At 60.9% G+C, this 24845-nt stretch carries 18 protein-coding genes; 10 read left to right on the top strand and 8 right to left on the bottom strand.

What is annotated here, in order from left to right:
• Window positions 1–5 precede the first annotated feature (5 nt).
• Together HMPREF2724_RS10625 and trmB are read right to left on the bottom strand one after the other, a co-directional pair.
• Entirely contained in the window at window positions 6–602 is a 597-nt protein-coding gene (locus tag HMPREF2724_RS10625) for an NYN domain-containing protein (protein WP_062043147.1), read from the bottom strand.
• Window positions 602–1378 carry a tRNA (guanosine(46)-N7)-methyltransferase TrmB gene (trmB, locus tag HMPREF2724_RS10620; RefSeq protein WP_070588543.1) on the bottom strand — a complete coding sequence of 259 codons (777 nt, stop codon included), beginning with the start codon at window positions 1376–1378 and terminating at the stop codon, window positions 602–604. The genes HMPREF2724_RS10625 and trmB overlap by 1 nt, the downstream gene beginning before the upstream one ends.
• Window positions 1379–1785: 407 nt before the next feature.
• On the opposite strand from trmB, the gene HMPREF2724_RS10615 reads away from it, so the two are divergent.
• A complete protein-coding gene (locus tag HMPREF2724_RS10615) occupies window positions 1786–3603 on the top strand; it encodes a phosphoenolpyruvate carboxykinase (GTP) (protein ID WP_070455351.1) in 1818 nt (605 codons plus the stop codon).
• Between the two features lie 398 nt (window positions 3604–4001).
• Here HMPREF2724_RS10615 and HMPREF2724_RS10610 read toward each other — a convergent pair whose 3' ends face one another.
• On the bottom strand, window positions 4002–4787 hold the full coding sequence (locus tag HMPREF2724_RS10610) for a class I SAM-dependent methyltransferase (RefSeq protein WP_070433127.1): 786 nt from the start codon (window positions 4785–4787) through the stop codon (window positions 4002–4004).
• Between the two features lie 24 nt (window positions 4788–4811).
• Here HMPREF2724_RS10610 and HMPREF2724_RS10605 point away from each other — a divergent pair, with 24 nt between their 5' ends.
• Window positions 4812–5915: a glycosyltransferase family 4 protein gene (locus tag HMPREF2724_RS10605; protein WP_070588542.1), complete on the top strand. Its 1104-nt coding sequence runs from the start codon at window positions 4812–4814 to the stop codon at window positions 5913–5915.
• On the opposite strand, the gene HMPREF2724_RS10600 is transcribed toward HMPREF2724_RS10605, so the two are convergent.
• Together HMPREF2724_RS10600 and HMPREF2724_RS10595 are read right to left on the bottom strand one after the other, a co-directional pair.
• Complete coding sequence (locus tag HMPREF2724_RS10600) at window positions 5880–7388, bottom strand: MmpA family trehalose lipid delivery protein (RefSeq protein ID WP_246818251.1); 1509 nt, start codon at window positions 7386–7388, stop codon at window positions 5880–5882. The two genes, HMPREF2724_RS10605 and HMPREF2724_RS10600, sit on opposite strands and share 36 nt — an antisense overlap.
• Window positions 7375–8526, bottom strand: coding sequence for a PorA family protein (locus tag HMPREF2724_RS10595; protein WP_070588541.1), 1152 nt, complete (start codon window positions 8524–8526; stop codon window positions 7375–7377). The genes HMPREF2724_RS10600 and HMPREF2724_RS10595 overlap by 14 nt, the downstream gene beginning before the upstream one ends.
• Before the next feature lie 61 nt (window positions 8527–8587).
• On the opposite strand from HMPREF2724_RS10595, the gene HMPREF2724_RS10590 reads away from it, so the two are divergent.
• Complete coding sequence (locus HMPREF2724_RS10590) at window positions 8588–9748, top strand: acyltransferase family protein (RefSeq protein WP_305764398.1); 1161 nt, start codon at window positions 8588–8590, stop codon at window positions 9746–9748.
• Here the strand turns inward: HMPREF2724_RS10590 and HMPREF2724_RS10585 are convergent.
• The 3 genes from HMPREF2724_RS10585 to HMPREF2724_RS10575 are packed head-to-tail and all read right to left on the bottom strand — an operon-like array spanning window position 9664 to window position 13574.
• Entirely contained in the window at window positions 9664–12846 is a 3183-nt protein-coding gene (locus HMPREF2724_RS10585; protein ID WP_070588539.1) for an alpha-(1->3)-arabinofuranosyltransferase domain-containing protein, read from the bottom strand. The two genes, HMPREF2724_RS10590 and HMPREF2724_RS10585, sit on opposite strands and share 85 nt — an antisense overlap.
• Complete coding sequence (locus HMPREF2724_RS10580) at window positions 12846–13043, bottom strand: DUF2613 domain-containing protein (protein WP_061924980.1); 198 nt, start codon at window positions 13041–13043, stop codon at window positions 12846–12848. The genes HMPREF2724_RS10585 and HMPREF2724_RS10580 overlap by 1 nt, the downstream gene beginning before the upstream one ends.
• Before the next feature lie 33 nt (window positions 13044–13076).
• A complete protein-coding gene (locus HMPREF2724_RS10575) occupies window positions 13077–13574 on the bottom strand; it encodes a universal stress protein (RefSeq protein WP_070588570.1) in 498 nt (165 codons plus the stop codon).
• 59 nt (window positions 13575–13633) lie between these two features.
• Here HMPREF2724_RS10575 and HMPREF2724_RS10570 point away from each other — a divergent pair, with 59 nt between their 5' ends.
• The 7 genes from HMPREF2724_RS10570 to HMPREF2724_RS10545 all read left to right on the top strand — a co-directional run.
• Window positions 13634–14803, top strand: a complete 1170-nt coding sequence (locus tag HMPREF2724_RS10570) for a glycoside hydrolase family 3 N-terminal domain-containing protein (protein WP_246818250.1) — start codon at window positions 13634–13636, stop codon at window positions 14801–14803.
• Window positions 14804–14861: 58 nt separating this feature from the next.
• A complete protein-coding gene (locus HMPREF2724_RS10565) occupies window positions 14862–16547 on the top strand; it encodes a VanW family protein (protein WP_210386702.1) in 1686 nt (561 codons plus the stop codon).
• Between the two features lie 3 nt (window positions 16548–16550).
• Window positions 16551–18332 carry an ABC transporter ATP-binding protein gene (locus HMPREF2724_RS10560; RefSeq protein ID WP_070588537.1) on the top strand — a complete coding sequence of 594 codons (1782 nt, stop codon included), beginning with the start codon at window positions 16551–16553 and terminating at the stop codon, window positions 18330–18332.
• A gap of 639 nt (window positions 18333–18971) precedes the next feature.
• Complete coding sequence (locus HMPREF2724_RS10555) at window positions 18972–20456, top strand: SpaH/EbpB family LPXTG-anchored major pilin (protein WP_070588536.1); 1485 nt, start codon at window positions 18972–18974, stop codon at window positions 20454–20456.
• 193 nt (window positions 20457–20649) lie between these two features.
• A complete protein-coding gene (locus tag HMPREF2724_RS10550; protein WP_235591237.1) occupies window positions 20650–21555 on the top strand; it encodes a class C sortase in 906 nt (301 codons plus the stop codon).
• A 4-nt stretch (window positions 21556–21559) separates the two neighbouring features.
• Complete coding sequence (locus HMPREF2724_RS12475; protein WP_082787656.1) at window positions 21560–22411, top strand: isopeptide-forming domain-containing protein; 852 nt, start codon at window positions 21560–21562, stop codon at window positions 22409–22411.
• Window positions 22411–24845, top strand: a 2435-nt coding sequence (locus HMPREF2724_RS10545) for a DUF6923 family protein (protein WP_070588535.1), incomplete at its 3' end; no start/stop codon positions are given. The genes HMPREF2724_RS12475 and HMPREF2724_RS10545, both read left to right, overlap by 1 nt.

Raw genomic sequence — 24845 nt, 5'->3', positions numbered from 1 at the left:
TCCTCCTAACGCTGCTTGAGTAGGGCGGTGAGCGGGCGGAATGGTTGCAACCAGGCGCCGCCTTCTGGCAGGTTGTCGAGGTTGATGCGCGGCAGTGGCTCGCGGAAGACGCCTTCGATGTCCTCGAGGTCGACGAATTCGATGTCATCGTGTGTCACGGCCCAAGAGGCATGCTCGTGGAAGCCGAGAACGCAGACGGGCTTGCCCTCGGCTGCGATTTCTTCGAGGAGGGACTGGAAATTCTGGCCGTCGGCGGAGGCGACGATGACGCCTTCGAGTTTGTCGCGGTTGGCCTGGATGTAATCCACCATGTCTGGATCGACATCGTCGTCCTCGTGCAGCTTCGGCTTGGCAAAGACTGCGAAGCCGACGTTACGGATCGCCTCGACCCACGGGCGGATGACGTCAGCGCCGCCGGGGGTGACGTTGGTGAAGACGGCAGCTTCTGGCTGGGCGTCGTTCTGCAGAGCGATATCGACGAGCCAGCGGCCGATGGCATCAAAACGTGGGCGGTGCGCTGCAGTTGGGCGGCCACCGAGGATGGCGCCTAGCCCCATGTCCATGTTGGGGGCGTCCCAGATGAGTAGGTAGGAACCTTGCATTAGATTTTCTCCCACAGGTACTCGGTGATGACGTGGTCTTTGTCGAGGCCCTTGCCCTCGAACTTGGTGATGAGCTGGCGGTCAGTCAGCTGCGGGCACTCGGGCCATGGCCAGCCTTTGTAGCGGAGGGCGGGCTCGACGTCGACAAGCTCGTTGATCCACTCTGCGTACCCCGCGTGGTCGGTAGCGACGTGCAGAACACCGCCCTTCTTCAGGCGGGAGGAAAAGAGGGTGAGGGTGCCGGATTGGATGATGCGGCGCTTGTGGTGGCGAGCTTTTGGCCACGGGTCGGGGAAGAAGACGCGGATGCCGTCCAAGGATTCAGGCGCGAACATGCGGACCATGACCTCGATGCCGTCGCCGCGGATCATGCGGATGTTGTCGATGTCGTTGCGGACGACAGAGCCTAGGAGCTTAGCAAGGCCCGGCTTGTAGAGCTCGACGGCGATGATGTTGGTGTCCTGCTCGAGCGGGGCCATAGCGGCGGTGGAAGTGCCGGTGCCGGACCCGATTTCGACGATGGTCTTGGCGCCGGTGCGGCCGAACCAGGAATCGATGTCGAGGCGTTCGTCGGCAAGCATTGCTCCTAGGCGTGGCCAGTGCTCTTCGAAGAGGGCATTCTGGTTGTCCGTGAGTGTGCCGCGACGGAAGGTGACGTTGCCGAGGCGTGGGTAATCGAGGTCGTTGCCGAATTCAGCGTTGAAGTCGGTCTGCAGCGGGCGGCCGTGAGGCATTTCGCCGGCTGGGGAGTTTTGAGGATTATCTGCAGTATTCATTGCTCTTTATTGTTCCCTGTGCTTATGCCTCTAACAAAGTGCCGCGCCGCTTTTCGCTGGGTGGTGGAGGGAACTTTACGCGGTGGATATAACCGGGTTGAGTCTCGAGGGGGTGGATTATTCCAGACAAAGCTGCGCCCACTTCTGAACATTTCAGCCCCGTATTGGGGTGGAGTGAGGGGCTGTATGCTGTATGTCACAACGGCATACGCTTGGTTAAGTTGTGGTGAACGGCATGGTTATAACCATATTGGCTTTGAATGCCTAATTTTGACCCTAATTCGCGGCGACGTGGGGTTAATCTTGTGGTGAAAGACCCGTGGGGGACGTGTGCTCCGGCCAAGAACCCGGTAGATGTTCCTCGGCGGTAAAAATCCTCACGAACCGGACCACTAGGAGATTCTTAGATGACCGCCACCATTAAAGGCCTCGTCGGCGAGTTGCCAACGAGCAACGAAAAGCTCATTTCTTGGATTAGCGAAAGTGTTGAACTCTTCCAACCGGAGCGCGTGGTCTTCGTAGACGGCTCCCAGGAAGAAGCAGATCGTCTGGCAGGCGAGCTCGTCGAAAAGGGCACGCTCATCAAGCTGAACGAGGAAAAGCGCCCGAACTCCTACTTGGCTCGCTCTAACCCTTCCGACGTCGCGCGTGTAGAGTCCCGCACTTTCATCTGCACTGAGTCTGAGGAAGATGCGGGCCCTACGAACAACTGGGCACCGCCAGCGGCGATGAAGGAGGAGATGGCAGAGGCATTCCGCGGCTCCATGAAGGGCCGCACCATGTACGTCGTTCCTTTCTGCATGGGGCCAATCAGCGACCCAGAGCCAAAGCTGGGTGTGCAGCTGACTGACTCCGAGTACGTCGTTTTGTCCATGCGCATCATGACCCGCATGGGAGCACAGGCACTGGAGAAGATCGGTGCGGACGGCGACTTCGTGCACGCTCTGCACTCTGTCGGCGCTCCTTTGGAGGAGGGCCAGGAGGATGTGGCTTGGCCGTGCAACGAGACCAAGTACATCACCCAGTTCCCAGAGACCAAGGAAATCTGGTCCTATGGTTCCGGTTACGGCGGAAACGCCATCTTGGCCAAGAAGTGCTACGCGCTGCGCATCGCTTCTGTTATGGGCAAAGAAGAGGGCTGGATGGCTGAGCACATGCTCATCCTGAAGCTGACCAACCCAGAGGGCAAGAACTACCACGTTGCGGCGGCTTTCCCGTCTGCTTGTGGCAAGACCAACCTCGCGATGATTACCCCGACCATCCCGGGCTGGTCCGCAGAGGTTGTCGGTGATGACATCGCGTGGATGCACCTGCGCGAGGACGGCCTGTACGCCGTTAACCCGGAGAACGGCTTCTTCGGTGTGGCGCCGGGCACCAACTACGATTCCAACCCGATTGCTATGAAGACCATGGAGCCGGGCAACACCATCTTCACCAACGTCGCGCTGACCGACGACGGCGATGTCTGGTGGGAGGACATGGGCGAGGCTCCAGCCCACCTCATCGACTGGCTTGGCAATGACTGGACCCCTGAGTCCACCACCAATGCGGCACACCCGAACTCTCGCTACTGCGTTCCGATTACCCAGTGCCCAACCGCTGCACCGGAGTTCGATGACTGGAAGGGCGTCAAGATTGATGCCATCCTGTTCGGCGGCCGCCGCGCGGATACTGTCCCGCTGGTTACTCAGGCATTCAGCTGGAACCACGGCACCATGATCGGCTCCCTGCTGGCTTCTGGCCAGACTGCAGCTGCGGAGGGTAAGGTCGGCGCACTGCGCCACGACCCAATGGCTATGCTGCCGTTTATCGGCTACAACGCTGGCGACTACCTGCAGCACTGGATTGACATGGGTGAAAAGGGCGGCGAGCGTATGCCGTCCATCTTCCTGGTCAACTGGTTCCGCCGTGGCGAAGATGGCCGCTTCCTGTGGCCGGGCTTCGGTGAGAACTCCCGCGTTCTGAAATGGATTGTCGATCGCATCGAGGGCAAGGCTGAGGCTGTCGAGACCGTCGTCGGCCACACCGCTCGCGCTGAGGACATCGACATCGAGGGCCTGGACTTCGATATCGAAGATGTTCGCGAGGCGCTGGCCGTCAACGCTTCCGAATGGGCTGGAGACATGGAAGACAATACCGAGTGGCTGCACTTCCTGGGCTCCCGCGTTCCTTCCGAGGTGTGGGACGAGTTCAATGCTTTGAAGTCCCGCGTGGAAAACGCCTAATCTTCTTACTTTCCACGGTTGGCTAAGTCTAAAGCAGTTAGCTGATTGCTGAAGAGGCCGAGTTCTGGACAGCTTGAGTAACTGAATTCAGGCTGTTTGGGCATCTAGGGTCTGGCTCCGATCATGCATCGGAGCCAGACCCTTTGTGTTATTTCGGGCAAATGGTAGGTCAAACAAAAGGCCTAAAAGGACAGAAGTCGATTGAGCCGCGATAAAAAGAATGGCGGTGAAACAAACTCGTACACCACGCTAACGGGCGCAACCCAATTTTCGCGGATCAGCCAACTGCATCCTTGGATAAAGCTAATGCAGCTGTAGCTATTGTTACCCACGACGACCGTGTTCGGAAACAATGTTCCCGAACGTTTGAATTGGATACATTTTGCGGGGAATCGGGCTCAACGGCGTAGCACGAGGACAAGGTTTGAGGTAAGGAACTCGCGCAGGACGGGCACCCGCGTTACCCACCACGCCCAGCTGGGGTGGTAGCGCGGGAACGTCGCTACTAGCGTCGGACCATCCACAGTGGCGCCGCCAAGTGCGGCGCCACTGCTGGTGATAGCTTCCGCCCACTTAAGGCCCTCGCGGGCAGAGACCGCGAACAGCGAAGTGCCGAAGACGTTCTTCGGCGGGTGGCCGTGGCGGCGGGTATAGCGATCGCGGGCGAAGGCGCCGCCGACATAGTGCTCCCAGAGGCCGGTCTCGTGCCCGCCGAAGGGGCCCAGCCACACGGTGTAGCTGAGCACAACCAATCCGCCGGGCTTGGACACGCGCAGCATTTCTTCTCCCATATCCCATGGATGCGGGATATGTTCGGCCACGTTGGAGGAGTATGTGATGTCGAAGGTATCTGCAGCGAAGGGTAGCTGCGTGCCATCACCGCGCACGGCGCTCGCCAGGGCAATTCCCGCCGCGGACATTTCCCCGGCGTCCGGTTCCACGCCGAAATACTGTGCCCCGCGGCGGGCGAAGGCCTCTGCGAAATAGCCCGGGCCGCCGCCGACGTCGAGAACGCGCGCGCCGGTGAGTTGGGTGCCGGCGTCGTGGCAGAGGGCGTCGATAAGCAGTGCGGTGTCTTCGGCCAGACCGCCGTAAAAAATATCCGGCGCAGTCTGCTCAAAGCGGAAAGAACGGAGCAGGCGCCACGAACGCGCGAGCGTGGCCAAGGCACGGGTTTGTTTCATAACCCACTAGGCTAGTAGTTCGACATGAAGATTCTTTTACTGTGCTGGCGTGATTCCACCCACCCTCAAGGCGGTGGCTCGGAACGCTATCTGGAGCGCGTCGGGGAGTACCTGGCGGCGCAAGGCCACGAGGTGGTCTTCCGCACCGCGCGGCACATGAATGCTGCAAAGCGTGAGCATCGCGAAGGCGTTTTATATTCTCGCGGCGGTGCCAAGTTCAGCGTGTATCCGCGCGCGTGGCTAGCCATTTTGGCCGGGCGCTTGGGGCTTGGCGACGCCAAGAACATCGATGTCATTGTCGATACCCAGAACGGCATTCCTTTCTTCGCCAAACTGGTCTCGAAGGCGCCAACTGTTTTGCTCACCCATCATTGCCATCGCGAACAATGGCCGGTTGCGGGCCCTCTCTTGGCACGTTTGGGGTGGTTCTTGGAGTCGAAGGTTGCGCCAAGGGTTTATCGGAGCAGCCCTTATGTGACGGTCTCGCAGGCTTCCAAGCAGGATTTGGAAGAGCTGGGAATTAAAGGCGCGCACATCATCGAAAATGGTGTCGACCTACTGCCAGAACATGTGCCGACCCTGCAACGCGAGACGGCCATCCATCTGGTGACGCTCTCGCGGTTGGTTCCGCACAAGCAGATTGAACATGCGATGGACACGGTGGCAAAGATGCCTGGCGCGGTCCTCGACGTCATCGGTTCCGGCTGGTGGGAAGCGCAGCTGCGTGAGTACGCCGAGCGCATTGGAGTGGCCTCGCGGGTTCGCTTCCGCGGGCAGGTTACCGAGGACTATAAGCACGCTTTGCTTGCGCTTGCCGACGTCCACCTCATGCCCTCGCGCAAAGAAGGCTGGGGGCTGGTAGTGATGGAGGCCGCGCAGCACGGTGTGCCGACGGTGGGCTATTCCTTCGGGCTGCGCGATAGCGTCATCCCGGGCCAGACTGGCGTGCTGGTCGATACCGAGGAAGAGTTTGTGCGGGCAGTCCGCGAGCTTGTTGCGGATGCGAGTTTACGCCGTCAGTTGGGCGAGAATGCCCGTGAGCTGGCAGCACATTACTCCTGGGAGAAGACGGGGCGCGCTTTTGAGAAGTTGCTAACGCAGACCGCTCGTGCGACGGCGGGTAGCTAGAAGGCCTGGACGGACCAGCAGCCAGAGCACTAAGCAGGCCAGCGGGCTGGCCACCCAGGCGGCGGTAAGAGCCCACGGAACCTTGGGCGCGGGGGCGGGCGGCTCGGCGACGATGCGGCCGTCAACAACCACCGCGCCCACGCCGAGTTGGGCGAGCTTATCTAAGTCCTGGTCCTGCCAAGCTTGCAGCGCTGCGCGGTAGGCGGGCTGGGCTTGGTCGACTACAACGCCGTCGACGCGCAGTTCGCCGGATTCCAGTTTGTTCACGGCCTTCGAATACGGGTCGACTGCGGTGGTGCCGTCGGACAAAGTGACGAGGGAGGGGCGTTGCGGGAAGAGTGCTAGCCGGCCGTCTAGCTCTTCGACGAGCTGGTGATCAATGCCGCTGGGGCGTGGCGTGAGGACAGCTAGCTCGCGTGGAGTGTCGGGAGCCTGAAGCAGGCAGGCGAGGAGCGCCAAGGCTGCGGGGAGGTTAGGCAGGGCGCCGATACCGGCGACGTAGAGGGGTAGGGCAAGTAGCGTTAGCTTGGAGGCGTCGCGAAGCAGGCCCGCGCCGGGGACCGTTTCAATCAGCCACGCCAGTGCGCCGGGGCAAGCCCAGGAAATAAGCGCGCTGCCGAGGCCTAAGGCGGCGAGGAGGAGCAGGGGGCGTCGGCAAGCGGGGGCGAGGCGGCGGGCGCCGAGCAGCGCAACAGCTGCAACCACGAGCCCTGCGAGCGCAAAGCCGTGGTGGCGGGAGTCGGGAACGGCGTCGGCGCTCCAGATGCCGCCGAGACCAAGGAGAGCGCCGACGGTGCCCACGCCGGCTTCCGCGCGAGGCGCGAATGCAGCCACCTGCGCGGCGGCCGGACCGGGAACCGCGTTGTTGGTAATTGCCGGCACCAGCCACGGCAGGCACAGCGCCACGCCACCCACGGCGAGCTTGAAGCGGCCGGTGACAAGGGCGATTACCACGCCGAATACGCCGCCGGTGGGAGTAAGGGAACTTGCCCACAGACTCAGCCACGCGGGAATCGCGCGCTTGTGCAGGCACGCCCATGCCAGAACTGGCGCGAGCCATCCCGCAATTGCAAGGGACCAGTGCCCCAGGAGCAGGCGCTCGACGATGAAAGGATTGGCCACCGCACAAGCCATCGTGGCGGCGGCGGAAAGCGAAGTGCGGGCCCACTTCGCGGCAACGTATGCGCTAGCACTTGCAGAAGCGGTGACGAGCACGCGTGCGAACCAATCACCTCCCAGCAAAGCTAGCGCGCCGTCCTGGGGCGCATTACGCGCGGGCAGCGAGCCCAGCCCAAAGTTGGAGGCGGTAAAACCGGGGTTGTGGAGTAGAACCATATCGCGCCAGACCAACTCGCCGGGCAGGAAAAACGGCCAGCACACTGCCACCACGAGCAGGGCGCCCCACAGCCCTAGGCCCCAGCGCGCGGACCTGCGGCGCGCGGATCTGCGGCGCGCGGGTTTAGGCGCCGGCACGGTGGCGGCGCATGTACATAAAGGCGGCATAGGCCAGCAAGATAACGCCGATGACCTTGCCTAACCAGCCGACGATGCTGAGAATCTTCACGTTGTTGATGGTCGTGCGTACCGTGTCCAAACGTTCCTTCTTGGTGGCATCGGACCAGTTCAAGCTGGCCTGGAAGAGGGAGCGGTCGGCAGTGTCGTCCTCAGCGACCATCTTCTTCGCCTGGTCCTGGTCAGTGGCGAGGAAAATCTTTATGTCCTCATGAGCATCGACGATGGTGCCGGTGGTTGGTTCTACCCAGACGTCACGCGTGACCGTGTAGAAAGGCTCGAGGCTGACGTGCTCGGTGGGGTCCAGCCCGAAGCGGCGCAGCGACTCCTCATCGAACATCGCCTGCGCCGGGCCGGAGCGCTGTAGCTTCTCTGGGCTCGTGCGTGTGGCTTTCTCATCGGGGGTTTGCTGCTGCAAGACACCCAGCGAATAGGCCAAGGCAACCGGCTCAATTTCCTGGTGGAAGATGTAGGTCGGAATTGTCTCGCGCTTTTCGGTACCGGTGAAGTCGATGGGCGCTGTGGTCTGCGTCATCGGATCGAAATACGGGTAGCTGCGCTGTTCCGCCTTAGCCGGGAAGAAGTAGCTGATGCCATCGCGCGAAAAATCGCGGCCTGCCGCAGAGATATTCAGCGGGGCGATATCAACCTGCTGTGAGCTATTGGGCCCTGCTACCGGATAAGCGGATTCGCGGTTGAGCAGTGAGTTTTCCTTGATCTCCGCGATAGTCTGGCCATTCGAGGTGACCTGGAGGAGGGAATCGGCGGAAGCCACGGCGTCGTCGGCAGTAGGCGAGGTGCGGGTGGTGCGTTTGAGCGAAACGTTCCGATCCTCTACATAGCAATAAAGCGGCGCATCCTTGGCATCGCAGTCAGGGTTGCCGTGGGCATCCGCTGGCTTCTTGTGTTGCACAGCGCGGCTGACGTTAAGAGCCGTGCCCTGGGTAGGGGCGGTGTCGATGGTGAAGTTTAGATCATCTGGCAGCGGCCGGGCCTGATTGTTGTACAACGGCGGCAGCACAGAACCGAGGAGCAAAAAGATGATTGCCGCGACGATCACCTTCGTCATCCGCGAGCTCCAGTTAATCAGCCGCTTCATTACAGTAGAGTTCCAATCAGTTTACGTGCGCCGTGCATTATGAGGAGGAAGGAAAATTAGTGTGGCTTCCCATTCTTCCTTAAAGAGCCTACCCCGCCATATTTCTGAGTTGGATGGTATGCGAGGCTGCGCCGCTTTGGGAATTGTGGTCACGCATGTCTCCTTTCAAACGGGCACCGGTTGGGGGATTGCGGAGCGTTTCGATTACTTCGTTTCGGTGTTCTTTGCGCTGAGCGCTTTCCTGCTGTGGCGCCGGCGCGCCCTGCACAGCCCGCGGGATTATGCGTGGTCCCGCGTGGGACGCCTGGCGCCTGCGTATCTGGTGTGTGTGGTGCTGGTCTTCGCACTGCTTCCCGACGCCCATTCCGCCACCGCTACCCAGCTATTCAGCAACCTAACGGGCACGCAGATTTATGTAGTCGACGGTTTGGCGCCGGGGCTTACGCAACTGTGGTCGCTGTGTGTGGAGTTCGCGTTTTATCTGGTGCTGCCGCTGCTGGCGGCGGTGATGCGCGGATGGTCGCGGCGGCGCAGGGCGTGGGCCATTGCCGTGGCGGCGGTACTGAGCTGGGGCTGGGGCTTTGTTCCCTTCGTGGCTGATTACGCCAAGGGGGACGTGAATTCGCAGATTTGGCCGCCGGCGTATGCCTCGTGGTTTGCAGTCGGGATGCTGCTGGCTGAAGCAGAAACTGCGCGCGGGCAGTTTCCTGGGTGGCTAAAACGTGCGCTGCGGATGCGGTGGGCGTGGTGGCTGGTGGCGTGTGGTTGCCTGTGGCTGGCTAGCCGCGAGGGGTTTGGCCCGCGGGGTTTGGCGCATCCGGAGCCAGGGGAGTTCGCGCGACGCATCATGGTGGGCGCGGTCTTTGCGGTGTGCGTGATGGCGCCTGTGGCTTTGGCCCCACGGGAGTCTTCGCTGCTGAGCAGCCAGTGGGGGCAGGCTTTGGGGCGTTGGTCCTACTCGCTGTTTTTGTGGCACGTTGCGGTGTTGTCGGTGGTCTTTCCATTGCTGGGAGTGCCGCTGTTTTCGGGCAAGGTCATGGACTTCTGCGTGGTCTTCGCGGTGACGGTGGCGGGCAGCCTGCTGGTTTCGGCCGCTAGCTACGCCGTGGTGGAAGAACCCGGCAAGCGGTTGGTTGGTCAGTTCGCGCGGCGGCTGGGCCACAGGACGCAGGCTAGCGAGGCCGCGCACAAGCAGGTCACGAGGACCGAATCGCCGGCATAGCTGCCGCTGGCCCACGGAGCGCGGGCAAGCATGGTCCCGGCCGCCGCCGTCAGGGCGGCGGCTAAAGGAGCAGCGCTTAGCGACGTCCATCTCAACACCACCCACGCAGCAACACCCGCGAGGACGGCGGGCAGGCCGAGCAGGCTGAGCGTACCCAGGCCGCATACTGCAGCGAGAATGTGGGCGCCGCGGCCATCGTCTGGCTGCCACGGCGCGGTGGGGCGGCGGCGAAGAGAAAGCAGGCAGCCGGCCACGGTCAGCAGGGCCAGCGCGCCGCCTAAGCCAAGCGCGGCCTTATAGGTACGCGCCGCGGCAAAGCTCATGCGGAAGCTACCGCTTCTGCCTGCGGGAATAACAAAAGCCTGGAGGGAAGCGTTGATCTCTCGCGGCGCGAGGTCGATGCTGCCGGCCTCCGAATCGAGGTGGCCCTGCAGGCCGGGGTTAAACGCATTGCCGGTGATAAGCAGCCGGTCCTGCCCCGTGGCTTCGATGGTGCCGGAGGTTCGTTTGCTGGCGGCGGCCGGTGACCAGCCCACCTCGCGCAGGCTGATCCATCCGCCGGTGCTGCGCACGCGGTGGGTGCCGGAGCGGAGGGTGAGGTGCGCACCGGGGTTATAACGCACACCGTCGATAAGCACGGGCTTGCGGGCATCCAGCTCCAACCGCATGGTGCGGGGCACCGTGAAGTCACGGATGAGGATACGGGTGTCCTGAGCTAGCTGCTGGAAGAAGAACTGGTGGACGTCTGGGGAAGTCGCCGGAACGGTGACCACGCGCTCGATGGGGGAGCCCACGACCTGCGCGTTGGCGATGCCCACGCGCTCGGAAAGATCGATGCGGATGCTGCGGGTATCCCCACCCGGCACGCGCACTTCGCGGGAGCGGTAGGGCTTGAGTTTAACCTTGACCTTCGCGCTTCCCGAGCGCACGGTGACCTCGGTGTGGGCAGTGGCCATGAGCTTGACCACCGGCGCGTGCCACGCCGGCGTATTCGGGTCCTTGTTTAGCTCCAGCCAGCCGGTATCGCCGGGGGCGGGCCACCAGGCGGGGGAATTTTCGCCGTCAACAGCAGCGGTGCGCGAGCGCGCGGGATTGGCACCGCCGAAGGCATCGGCGTCGGCAGCCGAGGAAGAAGCGCGGACTGTGCCGCCGTGCGAAACCACCTTTGTCAGCGGCCCGGCGGAGGGGTAGTCGCGCAGGCGGTTATTCACCGTCGAGGGATCTCCCTCGGCCAAAGGCGCGGAGATGGGCCCGTCGAGGGTGCCGTAGTTGCGGTCGGTCAGCGTGGGCGTATCGGTGACGATGTCGGCGTCACGATCGACGAGCTCGTAGGCAGGAGCCGAACCGTCACCATGGGCATCCAGGAAGGCCAGGGACTCCCCGCCGCCGGCCACGCGGACGGGATTGGCGGAGGTCAGCGTGCCTACGGCATCGTCGGCATGCGGGAGGATGATGACCTCCACCTCGTCATCAGGGCCGAAAGAGTGGACCTGCCCGCCGTAGGAGGAAGCATCGCGCCAGGCCGCCAGCTGGGAGTCATCGCGGCCGTTCGCGCCCTCTGTAGAGACTAAGTCGTGGCGCAGCAGCACCGCACCGATGCCGAGGCGGCGCAGCGTGGCGCTACCAGTGGCGGGATCTTCGTGGAGGGCTGCCACCACTCCGTCGAGCCCGCGGATGGCCTCTGGTGGGACGAGGGGGATGGCGTCGCGGACGGCCCACGGGACGTCGAGAAGCGGCTGTGCCGGCTCATCGCGTGTCCAACCCCAGTCTTGGCGCGCGAAAGAAGCCTCGGGGAACAGCAGCGTGCGCGTGCCCTGGGCATGGGTGTTGAGGAAGTCCGCGGCCTCGTGCCAGTACTCCGGGACCTTTTCGTAGGCGCCCTTGGGAAGCAGGCGCCCAGTCCACGCGGGTGAGAAGGACGCGCAGGCAATGGCGGCCACCAGCACCGCCACCGCTTGGCGACGCCCCGGCCGCAACCACTCGTCCCGCACCCGCGGCAGGGGCAGGGCGGAGGTTGCCACGGCGAAACCGAGCAGCAGTGGGATGCGCACGAGCGGATCGAACTTGTGGAGGTTTCTTAGCGCGGCAAGCGGGCCGTCGAGCGCGTTGAGATACCAGGCGGCGTGGGTGCCGAGGATAGCGATGCCCACGCAGGCCATGACCGGCCAGACTCGCGGCAGTCGTGCTAGGCCGTAGAGGCCAATTGCTGCCACCGTCATGGTGACCAGTACGAAGAAAGGCTGGGTGGCCAGTGCATATCCGGCCGCGCGCTCCGTGTCGACGAAGGGTGCCCAGCTGGTGGTGCCGCGGAGAATTTCCGGCAGGTTTAGCCAGCGGGTGGTGACATAGGAAGACTCGATGAACTCAGTAAATGGCGGGGCGTAGCGCCCCAGGACCAAAAGCGGCACTATCCACCACAAAGAAACCGCCGCGCAGCCGGCCAGCCACACAAGGCCGGGACGCCAGGCTCGGCGGTACAAAAGCACCACCACTGCCGGAACACACGCAGCGAGGGTAGCGGTGGCATTGACCGCGCCCATCGCTGCCACCGGCAAAACTGCTGCCGCGGCGCAGCGCCACGTTAGCTCCCGGCGCAAGAAAGGCAGGATGGCCCATGGCGCCAGCATGACCGGCCAGGTCTCCGAGGAAATTGCGCCTATCGTAGTCAGCGCGCGGGGCGAAAGCGCGTAAAGCAGGGCCGCAAGAAAAGGCCAGACGGGCGAAAACTCCCGCCTAAGGCCCTCCCGCCTAAGGTCTCTGAACTGCGGAGGAAGAGACGCATAAATCAGCCGGTGGAAGCCCCAAAAGCCCACGCCTAGGACGAGCAACCACCACAAGCGCTGAGCTACCCAATCCGGCAGCGGCGAGGTAAGAAGAAAAAACGGGCCCTGCGGGAAAAGATAACCATAAGCCTGGTTCTGTAACTGGCCGAGCGTAAAGACCTCGGTATAGGCGCTGGTCGCCCCGCGTAGAAAGCCCAGGGGGTTAGCGGTGAGATCGTGCTTGGTATCCGCCGCAACCAAGCCAAAGGGCTGGGTAAATACAAAAACAGCGAGAGCTAAAAGCCCGCCTATGCGCCAGCGGGACTGCGCATTCATTAGTTCCTAGAGCCGTACTCCGGGCCGCCCATTACGGCATCAGAAGCGGAAACTGCACCGTCCGACGGAACTGCATCAGCATTAGAAAACTGCGCGATGCCAATGATGGTGATGACGCCGAGGGCGATGCCCACGACGGTGCTGCCCACGGCGGGGCCGAGGGTGCGCTTGTTGAGGGAGTCCGTCTCGAGTGCCATAAACCCACATCCTAGCAGCTACCTGCTAGAAATTTAGCTATCTTCTTCCTCCGCGTCGTCGTCCAGCTCGGGCGGAACAATAAAGACCGGAAGGCCAGCGTTACGCACGATGTGCTCGGCCGTGGAGTTGGTCCACCAGCCGCGGAAGCCGCTGAGCGCGCGGGTGCCGGTGACGATGATATCGACGTCGAGTTCTTGCGCGGCGTCGACAATAGCGGAGGCAATCGTGGTCACCGACTCCACCAAGTGGGCGCGGCCGGAAAGGCCCAGGTTTTCTGCAACCTCGACTCCTTGCCTACAAATCCGCAGCGCTTCCTCATAGGCCGGATCATCTTCCACCGCTTCCGGCGCCACCGTGGACTGGTGCATGCCAGTACGGCTGACTGCACGCGCTGCCTGACGGGCCGTCGGCTCCCACGCCGTCAAAATCTCGACGTGGCGCGGGCGCAGCAGGCGGGCTGCGTGCTCCATCGCGCGGGCTGCTCGAGTGGAGCCGTCGTAAGCAATCAACATCGTCTCACCGTTACTCATGGATGCCATACTAACCCCCTACGCGGGCATATCGCTGGAAATCGTGCACACTGGAAGGCATGGAACTTTGCCCCTCCCCGATGTTCTCGGCCCGCACTGCGGCTGCCGCTGTCCTTACGCTTGGGCTTGGTTTTGGCCTGGCTTCCTGCGATAGCGAGCAGCAGGAAAGCACGCAGGACCCCGCGGCGTCGAGCTCGGCGCCTGGTGCGGCGTCGGCAAGCGCGGCGCCGAGTACAACCCCCAGCGAGGAAGCGCCTGTGCCCGTGGACCGCCGCCAGCTGGCCGCATCGGTGCTCATGCCGCCCGCGGTGAACTACGACGACGCGCTGGCCAAACTGCAGGCCGGCGCCGGCGGAATCTTCATCCCCAGCTGGGCAGACCCGGCGCTGCTCAGCGAGCCAGAACGCGACATTAACGCCCTGCGTGCGGCAGTGGGCCGCGATTTCCAAGTCTCTATTGATTTCGAAGGCGGGCGTGTACAGCGCTTTTCTGAAATCCTCGGCGAGCATCCCGCACCTGCGCAGATGGCCGCCGAGCATAGCCCAGAAGAAGTCGAGCAGATGGGTGCCGAGATCGGGCGCGTACTGAAAGAACATGGCATCAACGTGGACTTCGCGCCGGTTCTCGACGTCGATGGTGGCGAACTCGAAGTAGTAGGCGACCGTTCCTTTTCCACCGACCCCAAGCTGGCCGGTGAGTACGGCGCGGCTTTTGCCCGCGGCCTGGAATCGGCGGGAGTAAAGGCTGTATTCAAGCACTTCCCAGGTCACGGCCGCGCTTCCGGCGACACCCATCTCGGCGAGGCCGTGACTCCGCCGCTGGAGGAGCTTTACGGACACGAGTTTGTGCCTTTCCAGGAGGCGATCCCGGCGGCTCCTGCGGCGGGACTCATGATGGGGCACCTCGTTGTGCCGGGGCTGGGCGACGGGCAAACCCCCGCCTCCATCAATCCCGCGGCATACCAGCTTGCGCGCGAGCAGCTGCACTATGGCGGGCCCATCTACACCGATGACATCGGCGGCATGGCCTCTATCGCAAACACCATGAACGTCCCGCAGGCGGTGGTGGCTGCGCTGGCTAGCGGCGCGGATATGCCACTGTGGTCCACGGATGCTGAATTCCCCGCGGCCGTCGATGCGGTGGTAGCAGCACTCGATGACGGCACGCTCACCGATGCGCAGCTGCAAGCCTCCGCCCAGCGGCTTACGGGTGGAAAATTGCCCGAATAGTAAGAGCTGATCAGTACCTTACTAGGAAAGTTTCAGCTTGAACGATAGTCTTTAAGGCGTGAAAAAGGCAGTAGGAAAGCAAACTGGCAAAGGCTGGCGCATCACACTTGGTGTGATTGTCGGCTTTCTCCTCATCGCAGGCATCGCCTACGGGTGGGATGTAATTGCGAATCAGGGCAAGGTCCCGCGCGCGACGTCGGTTGGCGGCGTCGACATTTCCGGAATGGAGCGCACCGCAGCGGTTGAAAAGCTGGAGCGGGAGCTTGGCGACGTCGAGACCAAGCCTGTCTCGGTCACCTCTGGAGAAAAGTCATCCCAGCTGGTGCCGAATGAATCCGGCTTATTTTTGAACTATCAAAAGGCCGTGGACGGTATCCCTGATGCTTCCTATAATCCGTTTAGCCGCCTGTACAGCTTCGTGAAATCCACCAAGGAAATCCCGGTGACCGTGGACGTTGATGCAGCGGCTTTGGACAGCAATTTGGAACGGGTAAAGAAGGAACTTTCCTTCGAGCCGAAGGACGGCATGCTGGAGCTAAACAACGGCGGTCTGAAGGCAACTAAGCCGGTCCTTGGCCAGACCGTGGATGATGCGGATCTGAAGAAGTCGGTGAAGGAGAACTGGTTGGACCCAGCCGGCGTTGAGGTGGCTCCTGTTGTTGTGGAGCCGGCGATTAACGACGACGCGATTGAAGCAATGCGCACCGGTGACGTCGCGAAGGCTTTGGATAACCCGCTGACCTTGAACGGTGAGAACAATGTCTCCGGCACGCTGCGCAAGGATGAGATCGCGCAGTTTGTTTCCATCGAGGCAAAAGACGGCAAGCTGGAACTGAAGGTGGATACCCCGAAGGCGCAGCAGTTGTTTGAAGAGCACATGGATGGCTCGCAGGTGCCAGGCCAGAATGCCAAGATTTCCTTCAGCGGCAGCAAGATGAACGTGACTCCTTCGGTCGATGGCTCGATTATCGACTGGGAGAAGACCATGAAGGATTTCGACAAGCGCGTTAAGGGCGACGAGCGCACCTGGGATGCGGACTACAAGCCGGATCCGGCGGAGTACACCACGGAAATGGCGGAGAAGGCAACCTTCAACGACACTGTTTCTGAGTTTTCTACCGGTGGCTTTTCGGGCGCTTCGGGTGAGAACATCCGCCGCGTGGCGGAGGAAGTAAACGGCGCTGTTGTCAGCCCGGGCGAGACTTTCTCTCTTAACGGCTACACCGGCCCGCGCGGTACTGCGCGGGGCTATGTGGAATCCGGCATCATTATTGATGGCCACTCCGGTACTGCAGTGGGCGGCGGCATCTCGCAGTTCGCCACCACGTTGTACAACGCTGCCTACTTCGCTGGCATGGAAGATGTGGCGCACACGCCGCACTCATACTACATCTCACGCTACCCGGCGGGCCGTGAGGCTACCGTGTACGAGGGTGCTATCGACCTGCAGTTTAAGAACACCACGAACACCCCGGTCCGCATTGAGACCAGCTTCGGTGGCGGCAAGATCACCGTCCGCTTCAAGGGCGTGAAGACCTACAACGTGGAGTCTGTCAACAACGGTCGCTGGGCCACTACCCAGCCAACCCGTATGTCGGTGGGTGAGGATTGCTCGCCGTCGTCAGGCGCGCCGGGCTTTACTACCTCGGATACCCGCATTATTAAGGACCTCTCCGGCCGCGAGATTTCGCGCGAAACCACCACCACGGTCTACGACCCGCAGCCCATCGTCTCCTGCGGTTAGGTCATGGCTCGGCCGATGCACACCGCGGTGAAGGACCCGGCGGACGTCGATCAGCTGGCCCAGCACCCGATTGCCTTTCGCCGCGTGGCCGGCCTTTTCGCAGCCCACCGCGGCACGCTGCTTGTGGTGGTAGCGCTCATCATCGCGACCTCTGGGCTGACGGTGGTGCAGCCTTTCTTGGTGCGCCGCACCGTGGATGAGGCCATTCCCAACCACGACACCGCACTGCTTCTGTGGTTGGTTGGCGGCATGCTGGCCATCACCGTGGTCTCCCAAGCCATTGGCGTTATCCAGTCCTTTTTATCCGCGCGGGTGGGGCACACCATCATGCACGAGCTGCGCACGCAGGTCTTTGCCAACCTGCAGCGCCAATCGCTGCAGTTCTTCACCAATAACCGCGGCGGCGAAATCCAGTCCCGCCTGACCAATGACATCGCGGCGATGCGCGGCATGGTGACCACAACCGCGACATCCGTGGCCAGCAACCTCACCATGACTGTGGCTACGTTGGTGGCGATGGTGGCGCTTTCGCCTACCCTCTCGCTTTTGTCCCTGGTGGTACTGCCGCCTGCAGTGTGGCTGACCCGCCGCGCCGCCGTTCTGCGCCGCAGCCTCATGGAGAAAAACAGCCGCGCGCAGGCGACGCTGCAGCAGACCATTTCGGAGAACCTGTCCGTGTCCGGCATGCGCCTGGCGGCCACGCTGGGTGCGCAGGAGCGCGTCTATGACGGCTTTGAGAAAACCTCCCGCTCCCTCATCCGTTTGGAGCTGGAATCGCAGTTGGCCGGGCGCTGGCGCATGGCGCTGACGCAAATCATCTTCGGCGTGATGCCGGCCCTGATTTACCTGGCGGCCGGCTTGCGCCCGGGCATTACGATTGGCACGCTCATCGCCTTTTCCACCCTGCAGACCCAGATCTTCCGTCCCATTACCGGCCTGCTCAACGTGGGCGCGCAGTGGGTGGCGTCGATGGCGCTGTTTAGCCGCATCTTCGAGTACCTGGACCTGGAGCCCGAACTCACCGAGGCCACCCAGCCCGCCCAGCTTGCCGACGCCTCCCTCACCCTCCAGCACGTCTCCTACCGCTACCCCGGCACCGACACCGACGCGCTTTCCGACGTCTCCCTTTCCATCCCCGCCCACACCACCACCGCGCTAGTGGGGCATACCGGGTCCGGCAAGTCCACGGTGGCCGCACTTTTTGCGCGCCTTGCCGATCCGACCGAAGGCACCGTGCACCTGGGCGGGGTCGACCTGCGCGATATTCCACCTGAGCAGCGCGCGGAGGTCATTGGCGTGGTCTCCCAGGAGACCTACCTGATTCACGGCACGGTGCGGGAGAACCTCCTCTTCGCGCAGCCGAATGCGAGTGAGGAACAGATGTGGGCGGCGCTTAACGCCGCGCGCGTGGACGAGGTCATCGCCGCGCTGCCGGAAGGTCTGGACACAGTGGTGGGCTCGCGCGGCTACCGCTTCTCCGGCGGTGAGCAGCAGCGCCTTTCGCTTGCCCGCACGTTGCTGCGCCAACCACGGGTGCTCATCTTGGATGAGGCCACCTCCGCCCTCGACAACGAGACGGAGCGCGCCATCCAGGAGGCAGTGCTTGGCGCGGATGCTACCCGCTTGGTCATCGCCCACCGCCTGTCCACTATCCGCGATGCCGACCAGATCATCGTCCTCGACGCTGGCCGCGTGGTCGAGCGCGGCACCCACGCCGAGCTGCTTGCGTGCGGCGGTGCCTATGCGGCGCTTCTTCGTGCTGTCGACGAGGCTCAGAGTACGTAGAGAGCTCTTGTCAGGAATCTTAACGCTATTAACTCTTTGGTACGTGGGCTGTTGAAGGCTGAGAATCTAAATGAGTTCAGGGTACCTTGAGCGCTCTTGGTGACGCTTCCTTTTATGGGTCATCAAAGGGGATGTTCTGCCTGGTGGTATTGGCAGCATATATGGTTCGTTTCGTCGTCGTTGGAAGGTGCTCTCTGGGAAGCTACTCTCCTGCGTGAAGCTTGCATTCTATGTAACGGGTGTAAAATCGAGCAGGCTTACCCCCTTAAAGGGGCAATGTGTTCAGTTTCACACAAAACTAGATGACGTCTCGAAAGCATTAGTTGAACTGCAGAAGGAGTCTTCACGTTTGGGTGGACCGTGCGGATTCTTGAGAAGTTTAGCCGGTTTTGCGGGGGAGGAGCTTTAGTCGGGGACTTTGCCCAACACGCTGGGGTAGAATCTAGTTATGTAATCCACAGGCTATCGTTAGTTAAGGTTGGGGCCTGTGTAGACGTTTCCACCTGAAAACTACTCTCCGCAGGCGAAAGATTCTTAGCAACGAGTCAGGTCATGGTGCGTGAACCGTGGGGAATGGATTGCACACAGCCAATGAGGCGCGGTGCCTCATTTCAGAACTCGTGTAAAGGACCAGTTTCCGTGAACAAGATCTCTCGTACCGCTCGTTCGGTTACTTTCGCTGCCGTCGTTGGCCTCTCTATGGGTATCTCCGCTCCGGGGGCCCTGGCGCAAGACGGTGCTGTCGATGCACAGCCTGCTGCTGAGCAGGGCGCCGTGAACAAGGCAAACATCAATTTCAACCAAAAGGGCTCTATCACCCTCTTCAAGAAGAAGGGTGCTGAGTCTGGTACTGAGGCTACCGGTAAGGAAATGGCAGGCGTTCCGGGTAAGGCTCTGTCTGGCGTGACCTACAAGATCACCAAGCTCGATTACGACCTGCAGAAGGATGATTGGGCGGCGTTCCCGAAGTCGGCTGCTGACGTCAAGGACGACAAGAAGACTGCGAAAACCAAGGAAGAAACCACCGACACTGATGGCAAGGCAGCTTTCACTGATCTGCCTTTGGGCATCTACTTGGTAGAGGAAACTAACGCTCCGGACGGCATCGTTGCCGGCGCTCCGTTCATCGTGTCGGTGCCGATGGTTAACGAGGCATCGGATGCCTGGAACTACGACGTCATCGCGTACCCGAAGAACACGAAAACCACGACCAAGAAGACTGTCAAGGATGCAGATCAGAACATCCAGGACGCGTACACCTACACCATCAACGCGGATGCTCCGACCTGGGGCGAGGGCAAGAGCTTGACGGCCTTCCGCTTCGAGGATCAGCTGGACAAGCGCCTTGATTTCCAGGAGGTCACTGAAGTTAAGGCTGGCGATACGGTTCTCACTGCGGGTGACTACACGGTCAATGCCCCGAAGGCCAACGGCAACAAGCTTGTCGTAACCCTTACCGACCAGGGCCTTGCCAAGGTTAAGTCCGGTGACAAGATGTCTCTGACCTTCGAGGTCAAGCGCAAGGAAGTGGGCGACACCACTGAGCTGAAGAACCAGGCTGACGTCATCTTCAACAACCCGAACACCGGCAACGAGGTCAAGAACAAGACCAATGAGGTCGTGACCTACCACGGCAAGCTGAAGGTTGTGAAGAAGGACGGCAAGGAGGACGGTAAGGTCCTGGAAGGTGCTGAGTTCGAGCTATACCAGTGCACCGCGGCAAATAAGCTGGGCGGTAAGTTGACCGTCAAGGAGCAGGACAAGTGGACCACCGGTGCTGACGGCACCATCACCATCGACGGACTGCACGTCACCGACTTCGCAGATAACGCACAGGTCACCGACATCAAGAAGTTCTGTCTGAAGGAAACCAAGGCTCCAGCGGGCTACGCACTGCCGGAAAACCCTGTTACCGAAATTGAGTTCACCCGCGAGAACATCGCGAAGACTGGTGAGCTCGAGGGTGACGACGCCGTCACCCTTGTTTCTGAAATTGAAAACATCAAGCGCGACACCCCGAACCTGCCGATGACCGGTGGTGCCGGTGTGGGCATCCTGGCTGCTATTGGCGCAGCAATTGTTGCTGCTCGTGCTTGGTTCGCTCGTCGTACCGCGCGCAACTAATAGCCGGGCGTAGTTCCGGTGGCGCAGACTGTCCATGATGGTCTGCGCTGCGGGTCGGGTAATCAAAATATGGTGCTCGACCCAGTGAGGGGACTGGGCTAGGTATAGACTTCAGTCCCCTTCATTCTCTTTCGTTGTAATCCCGGTCGCGCTGCGCTAGCGCGTGGGACATTCTTTTGGGTGGTGCGGGTCGTTGACTACGGTGGTAGGCCAAAATGCAGGCCGACGGCACAGGCGCCGTGGAGGCCTAGTCCTTCCGGCGGTAGTCGTTGTCGTCGGGTTGTTGGTGATGCTGTACCCAGTGGTCTCGACCGCATGGAACAATTGGAATGCCTCAAGGGTGGCGCAGGAATATGCGCGACTGGATAAAGAGACACCGGCGCAGGTTCAGGATTCGGTTTGGGATGCTGCGCATGCATACAACGAGGAGCATACGTCGGGTCCGATTCTGGATCCGTGGCTGAACCGTATCGGGGTAGACAATCCCGACTATGAGGCTTATTTGAAGCAGTTGGGTGAGACCGAAGCGATGGCCCGCCTCGTGTTCCCGGAGGTAGACGTTGATCTTCCGGTATTTCATGGCACCGCAGATAAGACACTGCAGCGTGGACTGGGACATTTATATGGTTCTGATTTGCCGGTAGGCGGATCAGGAACCCACTCCGTCATTACGGGGCATACGGGTCTGGCAAATTCGACGATGTTTGATCACCTCGACTCTGCCACCGAGGGAGACGTGTTCTACATCCAGGTTGCTGGCCACAAATTGAAGTACGTCGTCGACAGCATTCAAGTGGTTCTGCCGAGTGAGGTTGATGGTCTACGGCCAGTCGCCGATCAGGATTACGTCACGCTGATTACCTGCACCCCGTACGGGATCAACACACATCGCTTGTTGGTACGTGGCCATCAGGTTCCTATGGAGCCGGGGGAGGAGTCGGTATTTGAAGGCTCCCACGGCCCGGGTTGGCAATGGTGGATGTACGCACTGTTGGCTGCGGTGATTGTCATTGGTTGCTGGCTGGTGTGGTGGCTGCGACGGCAGAAGGCGGCCGGAGCGCAAGAAATTATTGGTGAGGAAAGTAGCGTGCGGGAGTAAGGCGATGAAGAGGTTGACAAATACTTGGTCGGCCCGAATGGTTGCCGTCGGAGTAGCGTGTGCAATTGCGTTCGCTGGGCCGGGCATGGTTGCTGCGGGTGCGGTACAGGTTGCCGGGCAGCAGTCCACTGGTGCGGAACGCACTTCGGCTACGGATACAGTGACAATCCGGCTGACACAAGGCAATCCCAACGACGATGGCCAGGCGCCCTCGGGAAAAATCCAAGGTGTCACAATTCATCTGGACCGGCTTGCCGGCTTGGACCCGACCAACGCTGACGACGCAGCCCGCGTACGGAACGCGAATCTCGACGAGGTTCGTGATTGGCGCACCGATGTGCACGTGGATCTGGTCACCAATGCCAATGGCGAGGTGACGTTTGATGGTCTAGCTCATGGCTTCTATGTGGTGACGTCTACAGCGCCGGATGATTCCTACCGAGAGATAAACCCGTTTGTGGTGGCGGTTCCATTCCACACGGTGGTAGATAACCCGAAACCAGTACCAGGAGTAATCGTGGCTAAGACCCACAAACCGGGTGAAACGCCGACGCCACCCACGTCGTCATCTGCTCCGAGCGCTCCGCCGTCACGCCCGGATACCCCGCAAACACCTCCGAACTATCCACCGACTAAACCAGGGAAGCCACCTCACCAACCCGAGACAACGCCGCCGGGTACTCCAAGTGCCGGTAAGACCTCAACCCCAGTAACGCCGTCGGGCAATGGTGGCTCATTGGCGATGACCGGTGCACAGGTAATCGGTGTAGTAGCCGCAGCGTTGGCATTGATTGCCACTGGTTTCGTGATGATTGCCTTTAGCCGTAGGAAGAATTCAGAAAGCGAGGGACGGTAATGTCCTGGACAGATTCTCATCTGGTCGAGCCGGTAGCGTATCGCTGGCGCGTCGTAGGGGCGTTCGCTGCAGTGCTGGCCCTAGTTTTTAGCGTCGCTGCGCCGGCTGCTCTTCCAGGTTTCATTGGCGCTGTCGCCGAGGCACAAACCACAGCGTTGCGTGTCGAGCTTGATTCCGCAGACCAACTGAGCCTGACTGTTGGCGACTCCGCAACATTTGAAGGCCACTTTGTTGACGCCGGAACCGTGGAGGAGTTGGAATTCACTGTTGAGACTGCAGGACTGGAGTTCGACGGCTCGGCCTACACACTGACTATCGACGGCGAAGTGATCCCCGTCCGCGAAGGAGACAACCTCGTTGTAAAATCAACCAGTTCTTCAGTGACTTTCCGAATCGCTGGCCTTTCTACTGACGTGCCAGCAGGGGCAGCTTTCTCACTGAAGATCCCAGCGGTCGCAGAGGAATCCGAACTGAGCGGGATGTCCGTCGACGTGCGTGGAGTAGCCGAGGAGACTACCAGCACGTCATCACCTGAATCCAGCGAAGCCTTAGAAGCCCCTTCGGAGGTGACTGAGCCGCTTGATATTGCTGACGTTGACGCGGCCCCAGCCCGTCTGATGGCGGCGCCGAACATTACCCCGTACGCTGCAGGCGACCGCACCATCACGATGGTAAACGATGGATACGTGCTTAAGGGAAGCCGATATATCCCGAACTTTAAGATTCCGTCCGGTGAGCTTTTTGGCGGCCAGCTGTCCATTCCGCAAGGCACGGTGGTTACCCTCAAATCCAGCGTTAACAGTTATTTATCGACTAACCCTGATGACCTGACGATCTATTACACCGGTGCCAACGGAGGTTGGTATGAGGCGAAGGTGACCTACAAAAGGATTAGCGCCAAGGAATACCAAGTCATCCTGCCGCAGATTACTATTGGTGGCACCGCACAGATTCAGTTTAAGGGTGTTCACCGCGGGCCAGACAATACAGTGTTTACAGCTTCCTTCACTGTTCCTGCGAAAGAAGAGTGCCAAGATCCGGTTACAAGCAGGCAGCCAAAGCGCGAGCTCACCCCAGCTGAATTTGCTGACGGTAGCCCTGTCTACGTTGTGACCAGTGAGCCTGCAGGCCGGACCCGCGATACCTCTGTCCTGCGCCGGCAGATCGACCAGGGCCGCGATTACCGGCAAGTAGGCGAGAAGACCCCATGGGTTTATAACTCTCTAGCATTCAATTCGAGCGACAACTGGCTCTACGCGGTGAGCCAGATTCGCGGCGAAAATGGTGATCCTTGCTACCCAGCAGGACATCTCCTGCAGATTAATCCGGCGACCGGTGTGGTACATAACCTTGGGCCTATCCTTACGTCCGGAAGCACCGGTACCCCTTTCGAAACGAGCAGCGACCGGGATCTGCTTAACGCGGGCGTGTATACCAGCGAGGGTTTCTTCGTGGCTAACACGTCTACCTCTGGTACTCGGCGCCTTTATAGAATCGATGTCGATAATGTCACTGCTAAACGCGTGTTCGGAAACCAGCAGTCTTTTTCGGAGGACTGGGCGGTGCTCCCTCAAGCCCAGAAGTACATGTGGGGCTTCCAGAGTAGATCTCAGGCCGGCGACAAGCTGATTCTTGAACGCATCGATACTCAGACCGGGGCAGTCAAGACCTGGGATCTCACGGGAATCAAGACTTTGGACGGGCGCACTATCTCCAACCCCTCCGCCTCGTGGGGCAAGGCATGGACCTATTCCAATGGAAACCTAGGGTTTGGATCGGGTAGTTCGGCTGCGAATCAGCTGGGTTTTGAGCTAAAAATCAGTAACCCGGACTCCGAAAGTCCGACGTTCGAGTTGGTCAACATAATGAACAACCTGCCTGCTTCATTTAACACGGATGCTGCTTCCGATCTGGTGCCGCCGCCGCCAGCGCTGCAATCCAACATTGCAGTGAAGAAGCAACGCTCCGAGACCAAGGCGGTAAACGGCGAGGTCCGTACTTTCTGGACCATTTCGGTGGAAAACACCACAGCTAACGCCAGCTCGGGAGGCACGTTCTGGGAGTACCTACCAACGGATACTCACTATGGGGTGAATGCTTCCGGTCCCACTGCTAAGTTCGAAGGCTTTGGGCCTGGATCCACACTCGTCAACGGGCGTAATCCAGGGCCTAACGAGATTGGCCCGGGGGCCGGTATTTATGCAGGCATGACTGTCCCGTCCGGAGCGGACGGTGAGTCCCGATACATGAAGGGCTATGTTGGTACACTTCCAGGACACGCGAAGGTAGAGTATGTCGTCTCTGCGCCGGTGCGAACGGATAAATACGGCAACCTCAAGACGGTGTGTAGCCCGAACAAAGTGGCTTTCCAAGCCACTGATGGTGAGGCCGGTAGCGACAACGTTGCTACTGAAGCCTGCTTCAGCAAGGTTGC

Source organism: Corynebacterium sp. HMSC071F07, from assembly GCF_001810285.1.
Classification (GTDB): domain Bacteria; phylum Actinomycetota; class Actinomycetes; order Mycobacteriales; family Mycobacteriaceae; genus Corynebacterium; species Corynebacterium simulans.
This window is presented reverse-complemented; position numbering and strand designations above follow the sequence as displayed.